Here is a 21466-nt window from a genome sequence, read left to right as displayed (position 1 = left end):
TATGGAAGAAGTATTACACATAAAAAACGTCTCAAAAGTATATGAGGGAAAAGTCCCTCATACTGCTTTAAAAAATATAAATTTACACGTAGATAAAGGGGAATTCGTTGCCATTATGGGGCCATCTGGTAGCGGGAAATCTACATTTTTAAACGTTATTTCTACAATTGATTCTCCTACTTCTGGTGACGTCGTTATTAACGGAAAAAAACCACACACATTTCGTAGAGAGAAGTTAGCTATTTTCCGCCGCCAAGAGTTAGGATTTGTTTTCCAAAACTTTAACCTACTAGATACACTAACAATCGGTGAAAATATCGTACTACCTTTAACATTAGATAATGTTCCATTAAAAGAAATGGATGAAAAGCTTGATAACATTTCAAAAAAGCTTGGAATTGATCATATTTTGGACAAACGTATTTTTGAAGTTTCTGGAGGACAAGCACAGCGTACTGCAGTAGCACGCGCTGTTATTCATCACCCTTCTCTCTTACTAGCCGATGAACCGACAGGGAACCTGGATTCAAAAGCCGCTATTGATGTAATGGAGTTATTTACGAAATTAAACAAAGAAGAAGATGCAACGATTTTAATGGTTACGCACGATCCGTTTGCAGCAAGTTATTGTAACCGTGTTATTTTCATTAAAGATGGAGAGCTTTACAATGAACTGCACCGCGGATTATATCGCGAGAAGTTTTATCAAGAAATATTAGATGTTCTAGCCTTATTAGGAGGAAGACGTGGATGACGTTTTGGCAATTCGCATTTAAAAATGTCTCACGTAATTCAAAAGCATATTTCGCCTACTTTATAAGTAGTGCGTTTTCTATCATGGTTTTCTTTTCATTTACTGTATACGCGTATCATCCACGCTTACAGAGTGTACAAAGCTTTCAAGAACGTGATCCTCTAATGAATTTAGCTAGTACAGCACAGCTTGTGATTGTTATGTTCTCGTTCTTCTTTCTCTTATATTCAATTGGAACATTTTTAAATGTGCGGAAGCAGCAATTCGGGATACTTACGATTCTCGGTATCTCACAGAGACAATTAAAAAAATTGTTATTTACTGAAAACATGATAATCGGGATATTATCTATCTTTATCGGGATACAAGGTGGCCTTGTATTTTCTAACTTTTTCTTATTAGTCACTTCGAAATTAACCAGTTCGAAAGGTCTATATTTATATTGGCCAACAGAAGCGATTATCGTTACAACCGTAACGTTTATCATTTTATTTTTAATCGTTTCTACATTTACACCAATGTTTATTCGTACTCGAAAAACAACGAAGCTTATTAAGTGCGTTAACAAAGAGAAGAGCGAGAAAAAACCCTCTATACTCATTTCACTATTTGCTTTAACTTGTTTAGGACTATGTTATTATATTGCCGGTTATCCGCAAGGCTACATAACGGAAAAAAATGCACAAAATGGATCTGTATTCTTAATTATGTTATCTATTTTACCGCTTGTAGTGATTGGGACGTATTTATTTTTTTCACAAACATTTCTTCTCTTTATCTATATTTTAAAGAAACGAAGAAAGTTTTACTTAAAACAAATAAATATGTTATGGATTTCAGATTTAGTTTCTCGTACACGCAGTAATATTAATGTACTCTTTATTGTTTCTATGCTATCTGCACTTGCATTTACAATTATTATCGGGTTATTTGCTGCAAACAATAATACGAAAGCACCCATACTAGAACGATATCCAATACCATTCACCTATACATCAGAAGGTGTTAATGCATTTGAACAAAAGCATATTACTACGATTGAAACTGAACTTACAAATGCTAATTTTCAATATGACAAATATAAGTTTACCGTTTTAAAAGATACAGCTTTAAAAGAATCAATTGCCATTATGAAAATGAGTGATTATAACGCAATAGCACAGCAATTAAACAGACCAAAAATCACTCTCGATTCTTCACAAGTTTATAATATTTCTCGCTATTCACCAGCGTTATTAAATCTCGTGTCTAACCCATTTGCGAAGCAGAACACAATTACACTTGGCTCTAATAAAAAGGAATTTCAAATTAAAGGTTTTATTAATAGAGGAATTGAGCCTCCCTTTGCATTACCCCACTTAATTGTGATGCAAGATGAAGTAATTGAAAATATGATTCCTCATATTGAAACAATTACAGTCTATAACTACTTCGTGGAAAATTGGGAAAATGCAATTGTCCCAACAAAAAATATATTAAAAAGCTTAGATCATGATGCAGAAACCTTGTATGAAGCACATAAAAATGAAGAAGATTTCATTAAACCATTTTATATTTATACAGCTACGGATGAACTCGTTCATAGTAAAGGAAATGCAGTCGCTCAATTCTTTATTTGGGCATTTCTTGGCTTTATTTTCTTTATCGGAGCAGCTAGTGTTTTATATTTCCGTATGTATAATGACTTAACAACTGAAAGACAAAAGTATATTACGATTACAAAGCTTGGCTTAACTGAATCAGAAATGTTTCGCTCTGCAACGATTCAATTAGGAATTTTATTTTTCGTTCCTTACATCGTTGCTGGTGTTCACACATTATTTGCGGTTAAGTTTTTACAAAGTATGTTTTCTTTCTCCTTACTAAAAGAGACATGTATCGTACTCACCTTTTTCGGGATTATCGAGATTATTTTCTTCTTCTTAATCCGTTCTCTGTACATTAATAAATTATCACAGCATATAAAAATATGAATAAAATAGCCTTGTGCAATATGCACAAGGCTATTTTCAATAGTTTTTAATAATTAGCAGCAATATCCGCCGTAGCCGCCAGCATAACCGCCGTAACCACCATAGCCACAACCGCCGCCTCCGCCGAAGCAGCTAGCACCGATGATAATTAATAAAATAAACAATACGATTAGAAGCGCAAAACCGCCTCCGCAACCATGTCTGCGGTTACAATCATCATGTCTGTGTTCACACTTTTCGCTCATTACCCTATTCCTCCTTTAGTATCATTCATAACAAGTTCACCTTGCTCTAAATGAGGGGATTCCATTTATATTATGTTTTCAGGGCGAATAGGAAGCTTGGCTTACCTAAAAACGGGCTTGTTTTAGGAATTGGGCTTAATCAAAAAAAGATACCTATTCAGGTATCCTTTAAAGAAACATATTCAACAAAAGAGCAAAACCAAATGCAATAAATGATAACAATGTTTCCAGCACCGTCCAAGTTTTAAATGTTTCCTTCACCGTCAAACCTAAATACTCTTTTACAAGCCAGAACCCTGCATCATTTACGTGAGAAAACATTAATGAACCTGCACCGGTTGCAATAACAAGCAACTCTAAATTCACACCAGACATGTGCTGAATAACTGGTGAAACAATCCCTGCTGCTGTCGTTAATGCTACTGTCGCTGAACCTGTTGCAATTCGAATTAATCCAGCTACCATGAAAGCTAATACAATTGGTGATAACGATATATGTTCTGCCATTTGCGCAATGGCCGTTCCAACGCCACTTTCAATTAATATTTGTTTAAATCCACCGCCTGCACCGATAATTAAAATAATGGAACCGACCGGTAATAAACTTTCGTCTGTTAATTTTTTAATCATCTTTTTATTAATTCCTTGTCTTATTCCAAGTAAATAAAATGCTGCGAAACATGAAATAAGTAAAGCAATTACTGGACTTCCAATAAATGCAAAAAATTCAGTCATCTTTTTCGGTAATGAAATATATGGTGCAACGACCGATAAAATCATCAATACAACTGGTAATAAAATAATAAAGAATGAAACTTTCCGACTCGGTAAATCGGTTGAGACAGTCGTAACTCGAATAAGCTCTGGTTCATTTTCAGGTATAACCGATACGATAAACTTAACTAAATCTATACAATTCAATCAAATTTACACAAGTTAGTGCTTCATCGTGTTCTCGCAGCCCCAAAGGGACGAGGGGTATAACACTCCACACGAGGCAGTATCGTTACCTCCTATTATCAAGCATTTATTTTACCCATCTTGATAAATTTATCGACGCATTTACATCCCTATCGTGATGGCTATTGCATGAAGCACAACGCCACTCACGAATTTTTAAACTCCACTGTCCTTCTGGTTGAACTGAATGGTCGTATTTTACTCCGCAACATGAACAAATCTTGCTTGAAGCGAACCATTTATCAGCTTTTACATACGCAATGCCATACTTCTCGCACTTGTATGATAAACATTGAAAGAAGAAGTGTAATTTTTGAAATGAAAATGCTTTCGATAGTTTTTTGTTTTTTAACAGGTTTGAGATAGGTAAGTCTTCCACAACAATCCTCATTGGTTTGGTTTTCACCAATTTAGCTGTTGCTTGATGGATATGGTTATTTCGGATATTCGTAATTTTCCTAGATAACCGCAGGTGCTCAGCTTTCGCTTTTTCATACCCGGCAGATTGAATTTTCACACCTTTTTTAAATCTCCTAGACATATCTCTTTGCGCTGACTTTTTCCTTTTCAAAAGTTTTTTAACCTTGGCATCTTTGTTTATATTTCGTTCTTTCATACCATTAGAAGCTACAAAAAGTTCTTTTAAACCAACATCCACACCAATCGATTCATTCGTTAGTTCTTGTGATTCAAAGTCTTCTTGGAATCCTGCACTCATCCACCAGTGACGACCATCAAAGGTAACTCTTGGATTGGATGGTTTTTTGTTTCTTGGTAGTTGTTGGCTTGTTTTCACTTCTCCAATAGACTGAATATGAACGACTTTTTTTCCTATAATCAGTCTTTCATAATTGGCATAAAATCCTTGGATTACATCTTTTTTAGATTTATAAGAAGTGTGATAACCATTTTTGTACTTTTTGAACGAATGCTTCCTTGCCTTATCAAAATCTTTTGAAGCCTGTTTGGGAACTTGTGCGTTAATGTCTTTTAACCACTCATACCTCTTTCGCTTCTTGATCTTTGTAAATCGTTTCTGTAAAGCTAACTGTGAAACAGATTTTCCAAATAGCTTATAGTATCTATCACTCATTCTTTTACAATAGTTATAAGCGAATCTTGCAGCACCAGCATGGTTTCTAAGTACTTTTTCTTGTTCAGGCGTTGGAATCAGTCTAACTTTCTTCGCCAATATCATCAGAATGTAACTCCTTTAATGAAAGATTTGTTCTTCTGAATCGTAGCGTGTTCCACCAGCATTCTCCTGAGACTACTCGGATGCAAACCTGTTAATTCTGATACTTGACTAACTCGTAAAAATTCCATTATTATTCTTACCTCATTGAACCTAACATAGCACGTATGTTCTGTATTTTCAAGGAAGTTTGATAGATTTAATTAAGTTTATCTCGTTCAACTAAGGGCTCAATTCCTTAGCCAGTTCTCTTATGAACTTCTCATATTTTCACATGAGCGCAGACTATATGTTTATCTCTTTAATTTTTCCAGCACCATAGGCTTGTGATGTACTCTCGTCAGTTATACGAGATAGTCGTTGAACGTTCATCTTATCTATTTTGACTTAGATGATTCGAGGCGGAAGACCCATTGTTCTAGTGTTTAGGATTTAACCTTGCATCATCTGATTGATTTTTTCTGCTTTCGCAACATTCACGCTCGCCATTTCTAGCCACGTTGTAGTTCAATCAGCTTTAGGGATTGCCCGCAGTTAAACCCTCACTACTAGCCAATCACTTGACTAGCAGGGCTTACTGATATATTTAATTAACTTTCGTTATAATTGGTTAAATAAATCGTAACAGTTAGTTACCCCTTACTTTATAAAAAAAGAGGGAACATCCCCTCTTTTTTATACGTCATAATTCACTACATAATGCTGCATTTCTGTATTGTAGTAGCCTTCGCTATATTCAATTACTTCGCCAACTTCATCGTAAGAATAGCGCATGCGTTTTAATAGCGCTGTTCCCTCTTTTTCACCTAGCGCTTCTGCAACGAAATTAGGCGCAAGTCCAACTGCGAATTCATCTCTGAAGTTTTCTAAATGTATACCTCGGTCCTCAACTAAATCGTAAAGCGATTGTAAATCAAAGTCCGATAAATCTGTACTTGCCATTTGAGCTGAGAAATAGTGCGTATAATGAATGTACGGCGTATCATTTAACATATATAGGCGCTCGATACGAAAACTCTCTTTACCGAATAATCGAAACGGCACTGTTCCTTCCTCATTATGAACGATTTCTGCTTTTAATAATTTCTTTTGTACTTTATATCCTTCTTCCACTAACACTTCTGTAAATTTCTTACCCTTTGACAGTTTTGTCGCAGAAGTATTACGAATCACTTTCGTTCCTTTGCCGCTCTTCTTTTCCAAATATCCTTCTTGAGCGAGTTCTTTAATCGCATTACGCACTGTAATCTTACTAACTTTGAACTCTTCTTCTAATTGCGGTTCTGAAGGAATATTCGTATGAATCGCATATACACCATGCAATATTCGATCACGAATAATATTTTTTATTTGCAAATATAATGGTCCTTTTTTTCTCGTTACGTTCACTGTTACACCCACTACCTTTCTACATCACCTACTGATGCCGTCATCGCCCGAAGTATATCCTTCTCTGATGACATTGGCGTATCACCGACGATTGTATGTGCTAGCATTCCAGCTGCTGACGCAAATGAAACAGCTTTCTCTGATGCGAACTCTTTTATCTCGCCATGAATAATTCCGCTCGTATAAGCATCTCCAGCACCTATTCTATCATATACAGAAAACGTAAGTGTTTTTGCAAAAGTGAACGTTCCATCTTTACATATAAACCCGCGAAGCGAATGTGTATTATCACTGTTAATAGAGCGATGAGTACCAGCAATTGTAGCGATATGATACGTTTCAGCTACCTTTGGAATAAGATCAACAAGTTGCGCCTCTCGCTCTGTCTCTTCTGTTTTCATTCCAAGAACAAACATTGCATCTTTTTCATTCATCATAACGATATCAGCAAGTCCTAGCATTTCTTCATAATGCGGTTTTGCCTGTTCATATCCGTCTTCTCCCCAAAGTGAGGGACGATAATTACAATCAAAAACGACGGTTCCTCCGTTTTCTTTAACTGCTCTCGCTAAAGATTTCATATGATGACGCACCATATCATTCATCGCAAGTGTAATACCGCAAAAATGAACGATATCAATTTCCTTTGCGATTTCTTCAAATTGATACATTTCTTCACATGCCGTATTGAAGCTACTTTCTAATCGATTCGAATATGTAACGCGGCTTGCACGTGCACCGAATCCATTTTCTAAAAAATACATACCTACATATTTACCGCCTCTTGAAACAAGAGAAGTTTGAATCCCTAACTTTTGAATGTAAGATACAGCTGCATCTCCAACCGAATTTTCCGGTAAAGTTGAAATAAGAAGCCCTTCATGCCCTAAGTGAGAAAGTGCCGCTGCAACATTCACACCTGTACCTGAAAATGAGTAATTTAACGTGTTAGCTTGCGACAACAATTCATATCCAGGTACTTGCAGGCGCATCATTACTTCGCCGAACGCTGCAATTTTCTTACGCATATTGATCAACTAGCTTTTTCACGACTGCTAATAATTCACGAACATCTTCTACTTTCGTATTACCAGTTTCTTTATCAATAATAGAAGAGTATACGTGCGGGATAACTTGCTCTACATTTGCCTCAAGCGCAATACGTACAATTGTTTCAAAGTTTTCTTTATCAATTCCACCTGTTGGCTCTAATGCGAATCCTTCTTCTGCACAAGCTTTCGCAACTGCGCGATATTCTTCTTCGTGAGCTAGCCCTTTCATCGGGAAGTATTTCAATGAATTTCCGCCCATATCACGTACAAGTGCGATCGCTGTTTTAATTGGAACGATTGCTTTTTCTTCTCCAGCCGCACTAATTGGGCCAGTAGAAATATTTACGTAACCTACTTTTCCTGTTGGCGATACTAAACTATTAATCCAGCTATCTTTTTCGCCAAGATTTGCACGTGTCGCTCCAACTGAAGGAAACACTTGGTTAATATGGCTACCAGGATAATGCTTCGCAATTTCAGCTACAACTGCTGCTTGGCGATTATCTCCTGCGCCTAGTCCGATTGATACAGCGTCATCAATTTCTTTTCCGTATGCTTTCATCGCTGTAACTGCTTCTTCTACTGTTGGGTAGTCTTTTGATAACACTCCTACTACTACATAACCTTCTGCTGCTTCAAAAATATCTTTCGCATTTTGGATATTGTTCGCTAATACATTTAATGCTACGCGGCCTTTATAAAAACGTTTTTGAATATTTGTCATTTTAGTTTCCCCCTACAATTTCTCTCAATTTTTCTTCAATTACATGTATGTCATCACCTTGAAGTGGACGTGGATCGATATCAAAGAATCCTTGTCTTACTCCGTAATCACGTGTGTAAATTGCGATTTCCCCGTCGCGTAATGCAGTCACAACGTCTTTTGCCGATTTATTTAACTCTTTCTCGTTAATATGAATACGTGCTCTAAAGATTGCTCTTCCTGCTTCATCTTGAACGATCGTTACATTTATACCGTTTAATTCTTTCAGCGGCATAAGTACTTGTAATAACTCTTTTTCTTGCTCACTTTTATCTTCTTTTACTCCGTACTCATCAAGCGCTTGAAGTAAACCGAAAGTTGTTTCTTTCCCCACTTTCATACTTCTTCCGATACAATGTAATTGCACTTTCAGCCATTCAATATATTTTCGTTTCCCGCCGACAATACCAGAAGTAGGTCCTTCAATTGCCTTTGAACCGCTATAAATGGCAAGGTCTGCATACTTCACGTATTTTTGAATATCCTCTTCAGCCGCCGCATCGACGATAAGCGGGATATTATTTCGCTGTGCTACTTCCCACGCTTCTTCAACAGAAATCATATTTTTTTGCACTGCATGATGTGATTTCACATAAAGAATTGCTGCTGTATTTTCGCCAATCGCATCTTCAATATGTTCTGCTTTCCCTTCATTTGCGTAGCCAACTTCAACGAGTTTTCCTCCACCTAAGTAAATCATCGTTTCAACAGGAGCACCGTATTGAACGTTATGACCTTTTAACATAATCACTTCGTTTTTCGCGATTACTTCTTGATGAAGTCTTTCACTTTTACGGCGATTTCCTTCTGTAACGATACCAGCGATAGAAAGCGCAATTCCGCTCGAGGCTGAATTCACAACGACCGCTGCCTCTGAATCTAGAATTCTCGCAATATGGTCTCCTGCTTTATCTACTAAATCTGCAATTTCCACATAATTTTGTCCACCATGTTTCATCGCATCCATTACCGTATCTGTAGGAGCAGATACACCTAAAATACTCATTCTACCGCTCGCATTAATTACTCTTTTTAATCCGTACTTAGCATTCAATGAATGACCCATTAATTACAACCCCTTTCGTATCAATTCTTTTTTCAGCAATGCGCTGATCCCCTTCTGAATCAATTAACGTAACCTTCTCATCTTTAACCGTAAATAAAGTTAAGTTTGCAATATCCCCTTCTTGAATACGGCCAAGCTCTGGTTTCTTAAGCCACTCTGCCGCATTTTTCGTAACCGCATCAATCACTTCTTCTAGCGGATAACCTAAGTAAAGGAATTTCGAAAGAACGTGAGCCATACTATACACTGGACCATGTATACGATTCTTCCGGTAAATATCCGTACTAATTGTATTAAAGGCAATATCGTGACGCTTCGCCGCTTCTGCTACTTTAAAAGAAAAGCTAGCATTACCGTGACCAACATCTAAATGCACGCCGCGATTCACTGCATCTAGTAACACAGGTAGCGGTTTGCCTTCTTCATCAAATAAATTATTTTCTTTCCCGTTTAAGTAATGTGTAATAACATCATCTTTTTCTAAAAGAGGTACAACTTCCTCAATGCGAGGAGGCGCTGAGCCGATATGTACCATAATCGGTAATGATGTTTCATGGGATAAAGCGCGCGCTACATGCAGCGGTTCAATTCCACTATCACAAACGACACTTTTACTCATTCTCGCCTTTAACCCAACGATTACATCTTTATACTTTTCTACTGCTTCTACCGCTTTCTCTTTATCTATCCATTCCATATTGGATAATTCATCAATTCGTTTCAAACCGATGCGAGAAATATTTAAAAAGGCAAATAAATTTGTCTTTGCCTGCTCTCTACTTTTTACTAAATCTGCAATGCGATCAGCACCGCAACTACCCGCATCAACAATTGTCGTTACCCCTTGCTTAACGCCAATTTCATCCACCTCATCGCCATACGGATCAAACTCTGGAAAAGCATGAACGTGTAAATCAATCCAACCACTCGATACGTAAGTACCAGAGTAATCAAGAACCTTTCCACCTTCGCCAGCACCAGCTTTCGTCACCTGTGCGATTTTATTATTTTCAATTACAATGTCAATCTCTTCCCCGTTCACACGTTTTACATTACGTAGTACGAATCGTTCTGTCATTGTACTTCCACCCTTTTCTATAAGAAGCCATAAGAATACGCTTACATTTAAGTTTCATTTTATATCTCTTTCACATATTTAGAGTAACATGAAAAAAACGAAAAGTAAATATAACGTTATAATGTTTAAAAATACATAAAAAGATGCTCCTCCAAAATGCTAATAGTATAGGAAATTATATCAACGATTTTTTGAATATATCTATCATAACTTACAATATATCAACGATTTTTCAATTATATCTATCATAACTTATAATATATTAACGATTCGACAAAGAATATCGATTTACCGACAAAAAACGTCACTTCCTTTCTTATATAAGAAAAGGCTGTCCCAAATGGCACAGCCTTTTTCTCTATTCCTGAATCGTCACAATAACCCCATCCATATTGTTCCCGGAAATTTCATACTGCTTGTTTGCTGGAACGTTCACTTTCGTATTCTCAGAAACTTTATAATAAGAAACAGTATATTTCTTACCTTCTACTTCAGTTGAAACCTCTTTTTCCGCTTTTAAAAACTCTAAATATTCCTCTAGTGTAAAATTCTTTTTTTGCATAATTGCGCTATGAGGTAGGCCGACATAACGGATATGCCATGGCTCATATTGAATTCCAGTAATGTTACTTTTATTTTTCGGATAACGTAATACAAAGCCATGCTTCCATACGTTCTCTTCAATCCATTTTCCTTCAGGCGCTTTCTCCATTTTCTTTTGAGTAGACCCAATGTCCAGTGATAATCCTAAATTATGTTCACTGTATCCTGCTGGAAGTGCATAATCAGATCCCATTTTTTCATATAGCTGTTTTTGCTCTTGGAAATCTCTATAACCACTACTAATCAAAAAATGGTTAACACTTTCTTTTCCAGCCGCATCGACTACGTTCAAAAACTTTTTCACAACATCCTTTGATAAACGAAGATTTCTATCAAATATTACATAACCTCTCACTAATTCACTATTATGATTTACATTTATAATATCAGACCTAATACTATCTTTTTTTACTGGATAATCCCTGTTAACTAATAATAAATCACCCTTATAAATTTGTTCCTTCGTAATCTCTTTCCTCTCGGTGTTTGCCGCCTTTACTAGCTCATCTTTCCCGACAATTTTAACATCGATTTCCTTTTGAAATAACGGTGATATATAAACGCCTACACATACTGTGCATGCTATAAAAAAAGAAATAAATACCCACTTTTTCATTTCTAGTTCCTCCTTAACGTAACTTACGTATAGAATAGAAAAAACTATTAAAATAAAAAGTGGGGTAAAGTTTAAATTTTTATTAAATTGTTACATTCTCGTCTTTTGGCAATCGTACTTCAAATAGCGTTCTAACTACATTGCTCTCAGCAGAAATCGTACCGTTATGTTGCTCGACAATATTTTTCGCAATAAATAGTCCTAGGCCAGTCCCGCCACGGTTCTCAGTTCTTGCTTTATCACCTGTATAGAACATATCAAAAAGATACGGTAAATCTTCTTCCGGAATGCTATCTCCGTAATTCATAATTTGTACGACAACTTCTCCATTATCAACATATCCATTCATATCAACAAATTGCCCATCATACCCGTAACGAACGGCATTTGTTAATAAGTTTTCAAATACTCTAGCTAACAATTTTCCATCACCGTGCATCGGTAAATGAGGAGCCACGTTCAATCTAGCTTCTAAATGATGTTTTTCTAATAACGGATACAATTCCTCCTCTAACTGTATAAGCAACTCACTTATATCAATCGGCTTTTTATCCAGCTTTAGCATGCCATAATTCATACGTGTAATTTCAAATAGCTCATCAATTAAACTTTCCAGTCTTTGCGATTTTGTATATGCAATTGTGGAGAAATGTTTAATTTGTTCTTTTGTTAAATTTTCATCTTTAAGAATTAAATCTAAATATCCTAACACGGATGTTAACGGTGTTCTTAAATCATGAGCTAAATTCACAACAAGCTGATCTTTACTACTTTCTGCAAAATCTCCTCTTTCAACAGCTTCTTTTAACTTTTCACTTGCAACATTTATTTCACGCGCGATATTTCCAAACTCATCATTTGATGAAACTTGAACTTTATTCGTAAAGTTACCGTTCGCAAGATGATGAATCCCATTAGAAATTTCATCAAAGTATTTTAAATACGGTTTTGTCAAAAAGAAGAAAAAGATAATAGATAACGGAATAAAGAAAATTAAAAAGAAGTTAATGTCTCCAAATTCCCTTACCATTGACCTAAATTGCGCTAAAGGCTCTTCGTAGCGAACCATCGTTTTATAATACAACTGCAATCCTTTATAAATTATATAAGTTACAGTTGCTGCAAGCACCATACTTAACGCAAATAAGGCAATCATTTTAAATCGAAAACTTTTCATCATATTAGCCATTGAAAGTATAACCTACTCCCCACACTGTTTTTATTAATTTATCCTTTCTTTTATCTTCTCCAAGTTTCTTCCGCAAAGTACGAATATGTACCATTACTGTATTTCCACCTTCATAATAATCATCCGCCCATACGTGCTGAAAAATATTTTCCACATTGTATACTTTCTTCGGATGACTCGCTAATAAATATAAAATATCGAACTCTTTCGGCGTTAATTCAATTTGCTCACCATACACATCAACCGTCCTGCGCTCAGGATTAATTACGACTCCGCCTATTTCTAAAGCAGATTTACTCTCCGCTACTTTCGGTTGATTTAACGTAAAAAACCTACGCAGTTGTGCATTTACACGTGCAACTAATTCTATCGGTGTGAAAGGCTTCGTCATATAATCATCCGCACCTAGTACAAGACCTGTCACCTTATCAAAGTCCGAAGTTTTCGCGCTTAAAAAAATAATTGGCATATGATGTTTCGCGCGAATTTGACGCGTCACCTCATAACCATCCATTTTCGGCATCATAATATCTAAAACTACCAAATCGATTGGCTGCGTTTCAATAATATGAACCGCCTCTTCCCCATCCGCTGCTTTCACAACATGGTACCCTTCTTTTTCTAAATGTATCTCAATTAAGTCAGCAATTTCCGCCTCATCATCAGCTATTAAAATTGAAATGCGCTTCATTTTACTCCCCCTTTTCCATTCCATTTTTATACGCTCGATTGTAAACTAGTCTATCCAATTTGTACAATACGAAAAGGCTACTCGTTAAAGTAACCTTGGTAAATAAAATTATATCAGCGATTTTCCAATTATATTGACTTACCGACAATGAACGACAAAATCCTCTCGCTACTTGCGGGCATCCTAACGCAACTTCCATTTACCGTTCAAAAACAATCCGCTGCTTCGTGATTTCCGCCAGCCTTCCGCGGTCTACTTCATACTCAGTATCAACGCTTTGTGGTACAATCACTTTCCCGCTCTCAAGCATCACTTCCGGCGAAATAATATCCTTCTCCCAATGTCTGCTAGAAGCGGATATATCGCCTGGAATCGTAAAGTTCGGCAATGAAGCAAGAGCAACATTTTGCGCTCGTGAAATCCCCATCTCCACCATACCACCGCACCAAACGGGTATGTTATGTTCCATACAATAATTATGAATTTGAACCGACTCTGTTAATCCGCCCACTCGCCCTGGCTTAATGTTAACGATGCGGCAACTACCAAGCGTAATCGCAACGCGTGCGTCTTCTAAACCATGAATACTTTCATCTAAACAAATCGGCGTTTCAATTTTCTTTTGCAACTCCGCGTGATCAAGAAAATCGTAATCCGCTAACGGTTGTTCAATCATCATTAATTGGAATTCATCTAGTCGTTTCAGCCTCTCTGTATCCGCTAATGTATATGCTGAATTTGCATCAGCCATTAGCGGGATATGCGGAAACTCTTTTCGAATTTCTTTTAATAACTCATAATCATGCTCTGGCTTTATTTTCACTTTAAAACGCTCGTATCCTTCTTCCGCGTACTTCTCGATTTGTTTTAACATAACTGGAATCGTATTAAGGCCAATTACAACGCCGACTTCAATTTCATGACTAGTTCCGCCAAGTACTGTCGCTAGCGATTTCTTTTGACGCTTCGCATATAAACCCCAAACAGCCCCCTCTATTCCGGCTTTTGCCATTCGGTTTCTTTTTATATGTTGAAATAGACCCGGTACCTCATTCGGATGAGAAATTTCAGCCTTTAATAAATCAGGTATTAAAAAGTCTTGCAGTACATGCAGCGCTGTCTTCACCGTTTCTTCCGTATACCACGGTTCAGAGAATGCAACGACTTCCCCAAATCCGATGTACCCGTCCGTATCCTCTAATTCAATAACGATACTCTCACGCTTTTCGTAAGTCCCGTAGCTTGCAGCAAACGGGATGACGAGTGGCATTTCCGTTATATGAAGTGTCGCTTTTTTTATCTCCACCTACATCTCCTCCACTAATTGTCTTAACTCTCGTCTTAACAATTTTTTCGAAGCGTTACGTGGTAATTCCTCTAAGAAACATGCTTTCTTCGGCACTTTATATTTCGCTAATTTCTCCTCGCAAAAATGAAGAATTTCTTCTTCTGTTACCGCCCCACTTTTCACAACAAAAGCAGCTGGTACTTGTCCCCATTTATCGTCAGCCATGCCGACAACGCCAGCTTCCGCTACTGCCGGATGAGAAAGCAACACTTCTTCAATTTGAGCTGGATATATATTCTCTCCGCCAGAAATAATTAAATCACTGCGGCGATCTAATACGTATAAAAACCCTTCTTCGTCTAAATAACCGAGGTCGCCAGTATGAAGCCATCCGTTTTGAATAGTCTCTCGCGTCGCATCTTCACGGTTAAAGTAACCGCCTGTTACGTTCGGTCCTTTTACTACAATCTCACCTTCCGCAAATGGTGGCACTACTACGCCATCTTTTTCAATACGAAGTTGGCACTGAAATAGTGGTTTTCCAGCTGATCCTACTTTCGTTAACATGTAATCTGCGGATAACGTACAAATTTGCGAAGATGTTTCTGTCATACCGTACGTTTGATACACTGGGATTCCTTTTTCCACACATGTTTCTAATAACGGTTTCGGCGCTGGTCCTCCGCCAAGTAACATGCATCGTAAAGAAGATGGATATGTCCCTTCTCCAAGTCGCTCTAATAAATCAGTTAACATTTTAGAAACGACAGAAATAATTGTTACTCCTCTCGTTTGAAGTGCTTTATGAATAAAATCAGCATCATATTTCGGAACAAGTAAAATACGCATGCCGTACATAATGTTTTTCATTAAAAGAGATAGCCCGCCAACATGGAACATCGGCATGCAGGCTAACCAACAATCATCATCACGAAGTCCTAAATTAAGCGACGAACCGACTGCGCTTGCCCAATGATTGCCGTACGTTAAAATAACGCCTTTCGGTTTGCCTGTCGTCCCAGACGTATAAATAATTGTCATCGCTTCTTCTAAAGAAAACTCTTCTTGTATAGAGGCTTCCTCTTTTGGTCCATTCATCACTTCGGCGAATGAATAAACAGGAACATCTTTAGCATCAAAATCTTGATCCGTTACTAAACAAACAACTTCAGCATCATCCATTTGCCAAAGTAGCTCTTCTCTTGAAAGACGCGTATTTAAAAGCACAGCTACTGCACCTACATAAGATAGGGCGTGAATAACTGTAATCATCTCCATACCATTTTTCATCAGAACAGCCACCTTTTGCCCTCGCTCCACTCCAACATACGTGAGGTGTTCACAAACAGATACTACTTTTTCATGTAGCTCCATAAAAGTAACTTTCTCTTCCTCTATTTCAATTGCAGTGCGATCTGGTGTTAAAAATGCACGTTGCATTAACCAATTTGGCATCGTCTCCATCATTCATTCTCCTTTCATGAAAGAAAGAGACTTGATATGATATCAAGTCTCTTAGTTGTTTTGTTTCCGGTTTAATCTCATCTAGCTACGCCTCCTAGACCCTTCCGTCTAAGAACCTTCCGCACGAGGAGAACGTAAAAAACACTTTCTGTGCGAAAGAACCTTAGCCAACGGGGCTAAACAGTCGGCTCCGCTTTCATCACGGGAAACGAGGGAATTGACCGAAGTCCGGACTGCGTTTTTCTTTGAATGCGTCGCGCCCTTCTTTTGCTTCGTCAGTTGTGTAGTACAATAACGTTGCATCTCCAGCTAGTTGTTGAATACCAGCTAGACCGTCTGTGTCTGCGTTGAATGCAGCTTTTAGGAAACGAAGTGCCATTGGGCTGTTTGCTAAAATTTCTTGTGCCCATTGTACTGTTTCTGCTTCAAGCTCTTCTAATGGTACTACTGTGTTTACTAAGCCCATATCAAGCGCTTCTTGTGCATTGTATTGACGGCATAGGTACCAAATTTCACGAGCTTTCTTGTGGCCTACCATACGAGCTAGGTAACCAGCTCCGTATCCACCGTCAAAGCTTCCTACTTTAGGACCTGTTTGTCCGAATACAGCGTTGTCTGCAGCGATTGTTAAGTCACATACGATATGAAGTACGTGTCCACCGCCGATTGCATAACCTGCTACCATTGCGATAACTGGTTTAGGAATTGCGCGAATTAGACGTTGTAAGTCTAATACGTTTAAACGAGGGATTTGGTCGTCACCTACATATCCACCATGACCGCGAACTTTTTGGTCGCCGCCAGAACAGAATGCACGTCCACCTTCACCTGTTAAAATGATAACGCCAACATTTGCATCATCACGAGCTTGTGCAAAAGCATCGATTAACTCCATTACCGTTTTTGGACGGAATGCGTTATGTACTTCAGGACGGTTAATCGAAATCTTTGCGATACCATTGTATGTTGAATAAATAATATCTTCGTAATTGCCTTCTTTTACCCATTCAATAGCCATTACAACTACCTCCTTGTATATTTCTGATTTCACCTATAAGTGTGGCTTCCTTCTTGCTGAAAAAAGTATCACTGCATAGTTTTTAGAAATCCCTTTACTATTGTATCAAACTTTTCCGGTTGTTCCACATGAATTGCATGGCCAGCGCCATGAATTTTGACAAATTTCGCATCAGACACGCATTTTTCGATGTTTTTTAATATGCGGAAGAACTTTTCATCATATTCTCCGTTCATTAAAAGAACAGGTATTTTTAAGTTTTTCAGCTCATCCCACCATGAAGGCTGAGCCCCAGTTCCCATGCCGCGCAAGCTATTTGCGAGCCCTTTTGGGTTGTTAGCAAGCCTCTCTTTTTGTACCGCTTCTTGTACGTTTTTTGCTAAACGTTTTTGCGTTTCAAAAAGTGGAATATCTTCCCATATGGATACAAAACTTTCTATGCCTTCTCGCTCAATTTTATCGGCAAGTCGATCATCTTTTTCACGACGTTCTTTTCTATCCTCTTCGTTTTCGAGCCCAGCTGTACAGTTTTCTAATAAAAGAGATTGTACATAATCTGGATATAGACATGCCATCGTAATCGCCAATCTACCGCCCATTGAATAGCCAAGTATATGTACTTTTTCAATATGAAGGTAATCTAATAGTTCTTTCATTTGCAATGCCACATTTCGGATGTCATAATGCGTCACATCTTCAGGGCTTTCCGTTTTTCCGTGCCCAACAATATCTACTAAAATGACTTGAAACTGCTCGCTCCAAGAAGGAACGAAAGAACGCCACGTTTCCATACTTCCCGTAAAACCATGAAGAAGTAGAAGTGGTTCTCCGCTTCCAACTACTTCATATTCATACGATACACCTTGCAGTGTTACGTTCATTTTGCTTCACCTTGCAACGATGTAGTAATTACGTCTTGTGTTTTTGCCCATAACGTACGGTGCAATGTTAAGTTTTCATCACGGTTCGTACAAATTTCCACAACGTGTAAACCTTTTGTCGTTGCTCCCTTTTGTACTTCTTCACGGAATTGCTCCCAACCATTTACACGGCTAAATGAACCACCGTACATTTTGACAACGTGCTCATAATCAAGTCCAATTGGTGTTCCAAATAATGATTCAAAATGTTCCTTTTTCTCATATTGTGGTAAGAATGAGAAAATACCCCCGCCATCATTATTTACAACGACAATTGTTATGTTTAATTCATGTAATTTCGCTGCTAATAGCCCATTTAAATCGTGATAAAATGATAAATCACCAATCACTAATACAAGTGGATCGCAAATAATGCTCGCTCCTAAAGCTGTCGAAATGATTCCATCAATACCATTTACGCCACGGTTTGCCATCACATGGATGTTTTTATCCGATGTGAAGAAGAATGAGTCTGTATCACGAATTGGCATACTATTGCTCGCAAATAACGTTGCGTCTTCTGGTAATACGCGCACAATATCTGTAATAACCTTTCCTTCAAATGCAGTTTCATATGTTTCCATTTCACGAAGCGTTTCCTTCGTTTTTTCGTTTATATGTTGCCACATTACGAACCAATCATTCTTCTTCATAACTGGCATTTTTTCTATTACTGCCTTGCAGAATTCAATGTCACTTGCTTGCACAACTTCTGTCGCAACAAGAGCTGGATCTCTCCATTGTCCTGATTCATCGACAACGATATGAACTGCTATCGTTTGTTTTTTTATGAACTGCGTTAATGATTTAGAAACAGGCATACCACCAAAGCGAATTAACACGTCCGGTTTCCATTTTTCTTTTAACTGCTCATTTCGTAAAAATGTATCATAACAGTCAATTACCATCGTTTTATCGTGGTGTCCGCTACGAATATTAGAAAGTGGGTCTGCTAATATAGGATAGCCAGTTTTTTCAGCTAGTTGCGTTGCAAACATTGCAATTTCTGAATGACTATCATCTCCACAAATAATAAGCCCCTTTTCCATATGTGAAAGGCGCCCTACAAGAGAATCTACATATTCACTCGGCATCGTCACGTTTCCTTGCTGAACTACTCTTGTATATTCACTACGTCCTTTATCCCATAAGCTTTCTAGTGAGAAATCAGGGATAAGTGGCTCGCGAACTGGAAAATTAAGATGAACAGGACCCTGCGGCGCTAAACAAGCATTTGCTACTATGCGCTGCGTCGTCATACGAGCGTAATGATACATCGCTTCACTCGCTTCTGGCAGTGCCATCTCTGTAAATTGTTTCACAAAAGTACCGTATAAATTAAATTGATTCATTGCTTGTGGTGCACCCACATCTCTTAATTCATGCGGTCTATCCGCTGTTAAGACGATAAGCGGTACCCTTGAATGAAAAGCTTCACATACAGCTGGATAGTAATTAGCTGCTGCTGTTCCTGACGTACATAATAATGCTACTGGGCGTTTTTTCGCTTTCGCAATACCGAGCGCGAAAAATCCAGCTGATCTTTCATCTACATGTAAATATGTGTTCATTCCTTCGTGTTGTTCCATTAGTAAAGCAATCGGCGTTGACCGTGAGCCTGGACTAATGACAACATCACATACATCTAGACGCGTCAGTTCATCCACGAACGCGCCTAAATAATATGATAATGCTTCTATATGATTGTTCATTTCATTAATTCCTCCAAAGCACCAAGCATCGGTCTAAACTTCAAACTTGTTTCTTCATATTCAAGCTGCGGGATTGAATCAATTACAATACCACAACCGGCAAATAAGGATGCTTTCTCGCCGTTTAATAATCCGCAGCGCAGCGCAACCGCAAATTCACCATTTCCTTCATCATCTATCCAGCCAATCGGTGCACCATACAACCCTCTGTCTAACAATTCAACATCACGGATCAGTTTCATCGCTTCCAAACGAGGTGTCCCGCCAAGAGCTGGTGTTGGATGTAATTCTTCTACCATTGTTAAAAGACTCGCATCGCCTTTTGCTTCTACAGGCGTATATAAGTGAATTAAGTTTTTCGTTGTTAATAAACCTGGGCTTTCCGGAATATTAACGTATTCGCAATGTTCATTTAGTACCGAGCGAATCATGTTAACGACATAACCATGTTCAGCTAAATTCTTTTCATCATGAAGAAGCGCATTACTATTTCGTTCACTTTCTTCTATAGAATGACCATGACCGATTGAACCAGCAAGACACATCGATGTAAATTTCTCATCTTCTTTGCGAATTAATCTCTCAGGCGTCGCTCCTAAGAAGCATGCTCCTTTATAATCAAAAGAAAATACGTAACAATCCGGTTGACCAATGCGAAGTGCTTCTAAAACAAGAGCAGAATCAATCGAATGGTTCATCTCTACTTTTAGTTCCCTCGCCAATACAACCTTCTGCACGTTACCCTGCTTCATCTCATCTTGTACTTTTTCAATTGCTTTCATCCAGCCTTTCGGATCCACTTCTACTTTAGAAATAACAGTTAATTTCGATCCGTTTAGCGCACATTTACTCTCCTCAAAAATTTTCTCTTCTAAAGAAATCATTTCATTATAAAGAGTTTCTTCACAATCTGTTGCTGCAACAAATGTATTCATCGTTAACCATGCTTTTTCATTTTTTACAGTTAATAAAAATGCTGGTAGTGAAAATGTCGTATCTTTAAATTCTTTCCATAGGTCCGTTTTCTCTTTTTCTGGATCAAATGAAAAACCACCAAATAAAAGCGGACCCGTTCCAAATTCATATTCATCTCTTTGGACAAATGCATTCTCTTTTACTTTCTCCCACTCGTCACGAGCGGTTTGAAAGCGCTTATGAGAAGAATTTGCTATAGTGAAAACAGAGCCAATTCCTGCAAATATTACATGCTGAGCCGGGTCTGCAAAATAACATCTATTTTCGAATGAAATCCTTTTTCCTGCTGCATAGAACAGAAGCGGATCCACCCAGTCTATTTGTTTTACAAAACTAACCAATGTTTTTTCGTTAGTTGCACGCTTGATAGCTGCAATAAGAACTTCTTGCAAGCCTTTTTGTTTCGTTTGAATCACAATTGTCTCCCCCCTATGGGCGAAAAATAGTCATAATTACGCTTGATTTTAAGATACACCTCAAACGAAAGGCCTGTCAACGTTTAGCATTTCTGAGAA

At 37.8% G+C, this 21466-nt stretch carries 19 protein-coding genes; 2 read left to right on the top strand and 17 right to left on the bottom strand.

Going from position 1 to position 21466, the window contains the following annotated elements:
• Position 1: 1 nt before the first annotated feature.
• Both MRP26_RS26975 and MRP26_RS26970 read left to right on the top strand, forming a co-directional pair.
• Positions 2-754: an ABC transporter ATP-binding protein gene (locus MRP26_RS26975; protein ID WP_000393250.1), complete on the top strand. Its 753-nt coding sequence runs from the start codon at positions 2-4 to the stop codon at positions 752-754.
• The gene (locus MRP26_RS26970; protein WP_242807138.1) at positions 751-2727 is read left to right on the top strand and encodes an FtsX-like permease family protein; all 1977 of its coding nucleotides are present in this window, start codon (positions 751-753) and stop codon (positions 2725-2727) included. The genes MRP26_RS26975 and MRP26_RS26970 overlap by 4 nt, the downstream gene beginning before the upstream one ends.
• A 53-nt stretch (positions 2728-2780) precedes the next feature.
• On the opposite strand, the gene MRP26_RS26965 is transcribed toward MRP26_RS26970, so the two are convergent.
• The 17 genes from MRP26_RS26965 to MRP26_RS26885 all read right to left on the bottom strand — a co-directional run bounded on the left by MRP26_RS26965 (position 2781) and on the right by MRP26_RS26885 (position 21367).
• On the bottom strand, positions 2781-2972 hold the full coding sequence (locus tag MRP26_RS26965) for a YjcZ family sporulation protein (RefSeq protein ID WP_001290392.1): 192 nt from the start codon (positions 2970-2972) through the stop codon (positions 2781-2783).
• Positions 2973-3140: 168 nt separating this feature from the next.
• Positions 3141-3893, bottom strand: coding sequence for a GntT/GntP/DsdX family permease (locus MRP26_RS26960; RefSeq protein WP_276569922.1), 753 nt, complete (start codon positions 3891-3893; stop codon positions 3141-3143).
• Positions 3894-3999: 106 nt separating this feature from the next.
• Complete coding sequence (locus MRP26_RS26955; RefSeq protein WP_000599321.1) at positions 4000-5130, bottom strand: RNA-guided endonuclease InsQ/TnpB family protein; 1131 nt, start codon at positions 5128-5130, stop codon at positions 4000-4002.
• 672 nt (positions 5131-5802) lie between these two features.
• On the bottom strand, positions 5803-6528 hold the full coding sequence (locus MRP26_RS26950) for a GntR family transcriptional regulator (protein ID WP_043935190.1): 726 nt from the start codon (positions 6526-6528) through the stop codon (positions 5803-5805).
• On the bottom strand, positions 6528-7544 hold the full coding sequence (locus MRP26_RS26945) for a sugar kinase (RefSeq protein WP_242807137.1): 1017 nt from the start codon (positions 7542-7544) through the stop codon (positions 6528-6530). Before MRP26_RS26945 ends, MRP26_RS26950 begins: the two co-directional genes overlap by 1 nt.
• A complete protein-coding gene (gene dagF, locus MRP26_RS26940; protein WP_078401182.1) occupies positions 7537-8292 on the bottom strand; it encodes a 2-dehydro-3-deoxy-phosphogluconate aldolase in 756 nt (251 codons plus the stop codon). Before dagF ends, MRP26_RS26945 begins: the two co-directional genes overlap by 8 nt.
• Before the next feature lies 1 nt (position 8293).
• Complete coding sequence (locus MRP26_RS26935; RefSeq protein ID WP_197242905.1) at positions 8294-9397, bottom strand: DgaE family pyridoxal phosphate-dependent ammonia lyase; 1104 nt, start codon at positions 9395-9397, stop codon at positions 8294-8296.
• A complete protein-coding gene (locus tag MRP26_RS26930; protein WP_197242907.1) occupies positions 9375-10475 on the bottom strand; it encodes an amidohydrolase/deacetylase family metallohydrolase in 1101 nt (366 codons plus the stop codon). Before MRP26_RS26930 ends, MRP26_RS26935 begins: the two co-directional genes overlap by 23 nt.
• A gap of 358 nt (positions 10476-10833) precedes the next feature.
• Complete coding sequence (locus MRP26_RS26925; RefSeq protein WP_197242910.1) at positions 10834-11694, bottom strand: M15 family metallopeptidase; 861 nt, start codon at positions 11692-11694, stop codon at positions 10834-10836.
• Positions 11695-11776: 82 nt separating this feature from the next.
• Positions 11777-12883 carry a sensor histidine kinase gene (locus tag MRP26_RS26920; protein WP_000002599.1) on the bottom strand — a complete coding sequence of 369 codons (1107 nt, stop codon included), beginning with the start codon at positions 12881-12883 and terminating at the stop codon, positions 11777-11779.
• Positions 12876-13574: a response regulator transcription factor gene (locus MRP26_RS26915; protein WP_000822510.1), complete on the bottom strand. Its 699-nt coding sequence runs from the start codon at positions 13572-13574 to the stop codon at positions 12876-12878. Before MRP26_RS26915 ends, MRP26_RS26920 begins: the two co-directional genes overlap by 8 nt.
• A 199-nt stretch (positions 13575-13773) precedes the next feature.
• A complete protein-coding gene (menC, locus tag MRP26_RS26910) occupies positions 13774-14880 on the bottom strand; it encodes an o-succinylbenzoate synthase (protein WP_197242913.1) in 1107 nt (368 codons plus the stop codon).
• Positions 14881-16326, bottom strand: a complete 1446-nt coding sequence (locus MRP26_RS26905) for an o-succinylbenzoate--CoA ligase (RefSeq protein WP_200458613.1) — start codon at positions 16324-16326, stop codon at positions 14881-14883.
• Positions 16327-16525: 199 nt separating this feature from the next.
• Positions 16526-17344 (bottom strand): 1,4-dihydroxy-2-naphthoyl-CoA synthase, encoded by an 819-nt coding sequence (gene menB / locus MRP26_RS26900; protein ID WP_000963881.1) that lies wholly within the window; start codon positions 17342-17344, stop codon positions 16526-16528.
• Between the two features lie 68 nt (positions 17345-17412).
• Entirely contained in the window at positions 17413-18225 is an 813-nt protein-coding gene (gene menH, locus MRP26_RS26895; RefSeq protein WP_088024217.1) for a 2-succinyl-6-hydroxy-2,4-cyclohexadiene-1-carboxylate synthase, read from the bottom strand.
• The gene (gene menD, locus MRP26_RS26890; RefSeq protein ID WP_242807135.1) at positions 18222-19976 is read right to left on the bottom strand and encodes a 2-succinyl-5-enolpyruvyl-6-hydroxy-3-cyclohexene-1-carboxylic-acid synthase; all 1755 of its coding nucleotides are present in this window, start codon (positions 19974-19976) and stop codon (positions 18222-18224) included. The genes menH and menD overlap by 4 nt, the downstream gene beginning before the upstream one ends.
• Entirely contained in the window at positions 19973-21367 is a 1395-nt protein-coding gene (locus tag MRP26_RS26885; protein WP_242807133.1) for an isochorismate synthase, read from the bottom strand. Before MRP26_RS26885 ends, menD begins: the two co-directional genes overlap by 4 nt.
• Positions 21368-21466: the final 99 nt, after the last annotated feature.

This window comes from Bacillus sp. CCB-MMP212 (assembly GCF_022748145.1).
Classification (GTDB): Bacteria; Bacillota; Bacilli; order Bacillales; family Bacillaceae_G; genus Bacillus_A; species Bacillus_A cereus.
This window is presented reverse-complemented; position numbering and strand designations above follow the sequence as displayed.

Bases quoted from the DNA above. Each gene is read 5' to 3' on its own strand.
- MRP26_RS26955 (WP_000599321.1), bottom strand. From the start codon at position 5,130: ATGATATTGGCGAAGAAAGTTAGACTGATTCCAACGCCTGAACAAGAA.
- MRP26_RS26945 (WP_242807137.1), bottom strand. From the start codon at position 7,544: ATGCGTAAGAAAATTGCAGCGTTCGGCGAAGTAATGATGCGCCTGCAA.
- MRP26_RS26915 (WP_000822510.1), bottom strand. From the start codon at position 13,574: ATGAAGCGCATTTCAATTTTAATAGCTGATGATGAGGCGGAAATTGCT.
- MRP26_RS26925 (WP_197242910.1), bottom strand. From the start codon at position 11,694: ATGAAAAAGTGGGTATTTATTTCTTTTTTTATAGCATGCACAGTATGT.
- menB (WP_000963881.1), bottom strand. From the start codon at position 17,344: ATGGCTATTGAATGGGTAAAAGAAGGCAATTACGAAGATATTATTTAT.
- MRP26_RS26970 (WP_242807138.1), top strand. From the start codon at position 751: ATGACGTTTTGGCAATTCGCATTTAAAAATGTCTCACGTAATTCAAAA.
- menD (WP_242807135.1), bottom strand. From the start codon at position 19,976: ATGAACAATCATATAGAAGCATTATCATATTATTTAGGCGCGTTCGTG.
- MRP26_RS26975 (WP_000393250.1), top strand. From the start codon at position 2: ATGGAAGAAGTATTACACATAAAAAACGTCTCAAAAGTATATGAGGGA.
- MRP26_RS26935 (WP_197242905.1), bottom strand. From the start codon at position 9,397: ATGGGTCATTCATTGAATGCTAAGTACGGATTAAAAAGAGTAATTAAT.
- MRP26_RS26930 (WP_197242907.1), bottom strand. From the start codon at position 10,475: ATGACAGAACGATTCGTACTACGTAATGTAAAACGTGTGAACGGGGAA.
- MRP26_RS26965 (WP_001290392.1), bottom strand. From the start codon at position 2,972: ATGAGCGAAAAGTGTGAACACAGACATGATGATTGTAACCGCAGACAT.
- MRP26_RS26905 (WP_200458613.1), bottom strand. From the start codon at position 16,326: ATGGAGACGATGCCAAATTGGTTAATGCAACGTGCATTTTTAACACCA.
- menH (WP_088024217.1), bottom strand. From the start codon at position 18,225: ATGAACGTAACACTGCAAGGTGTATCGTATGAATATGAAGTAGTTGGA.
- MRP26_RS26920 (WP_000002599.1), bottom strand. From the start codon at position 12,883: ATGGCTAATATGATGAAAAGTTTTCGATTTAAAATGATTGCCTTATTT.
- dagF (WP_078401182.1), bottom strand. From the start codon at position 8,292: ATGACAAATATTCAAAAACGTTTTTATAAAGGCCGCGTAGCATTAAAT.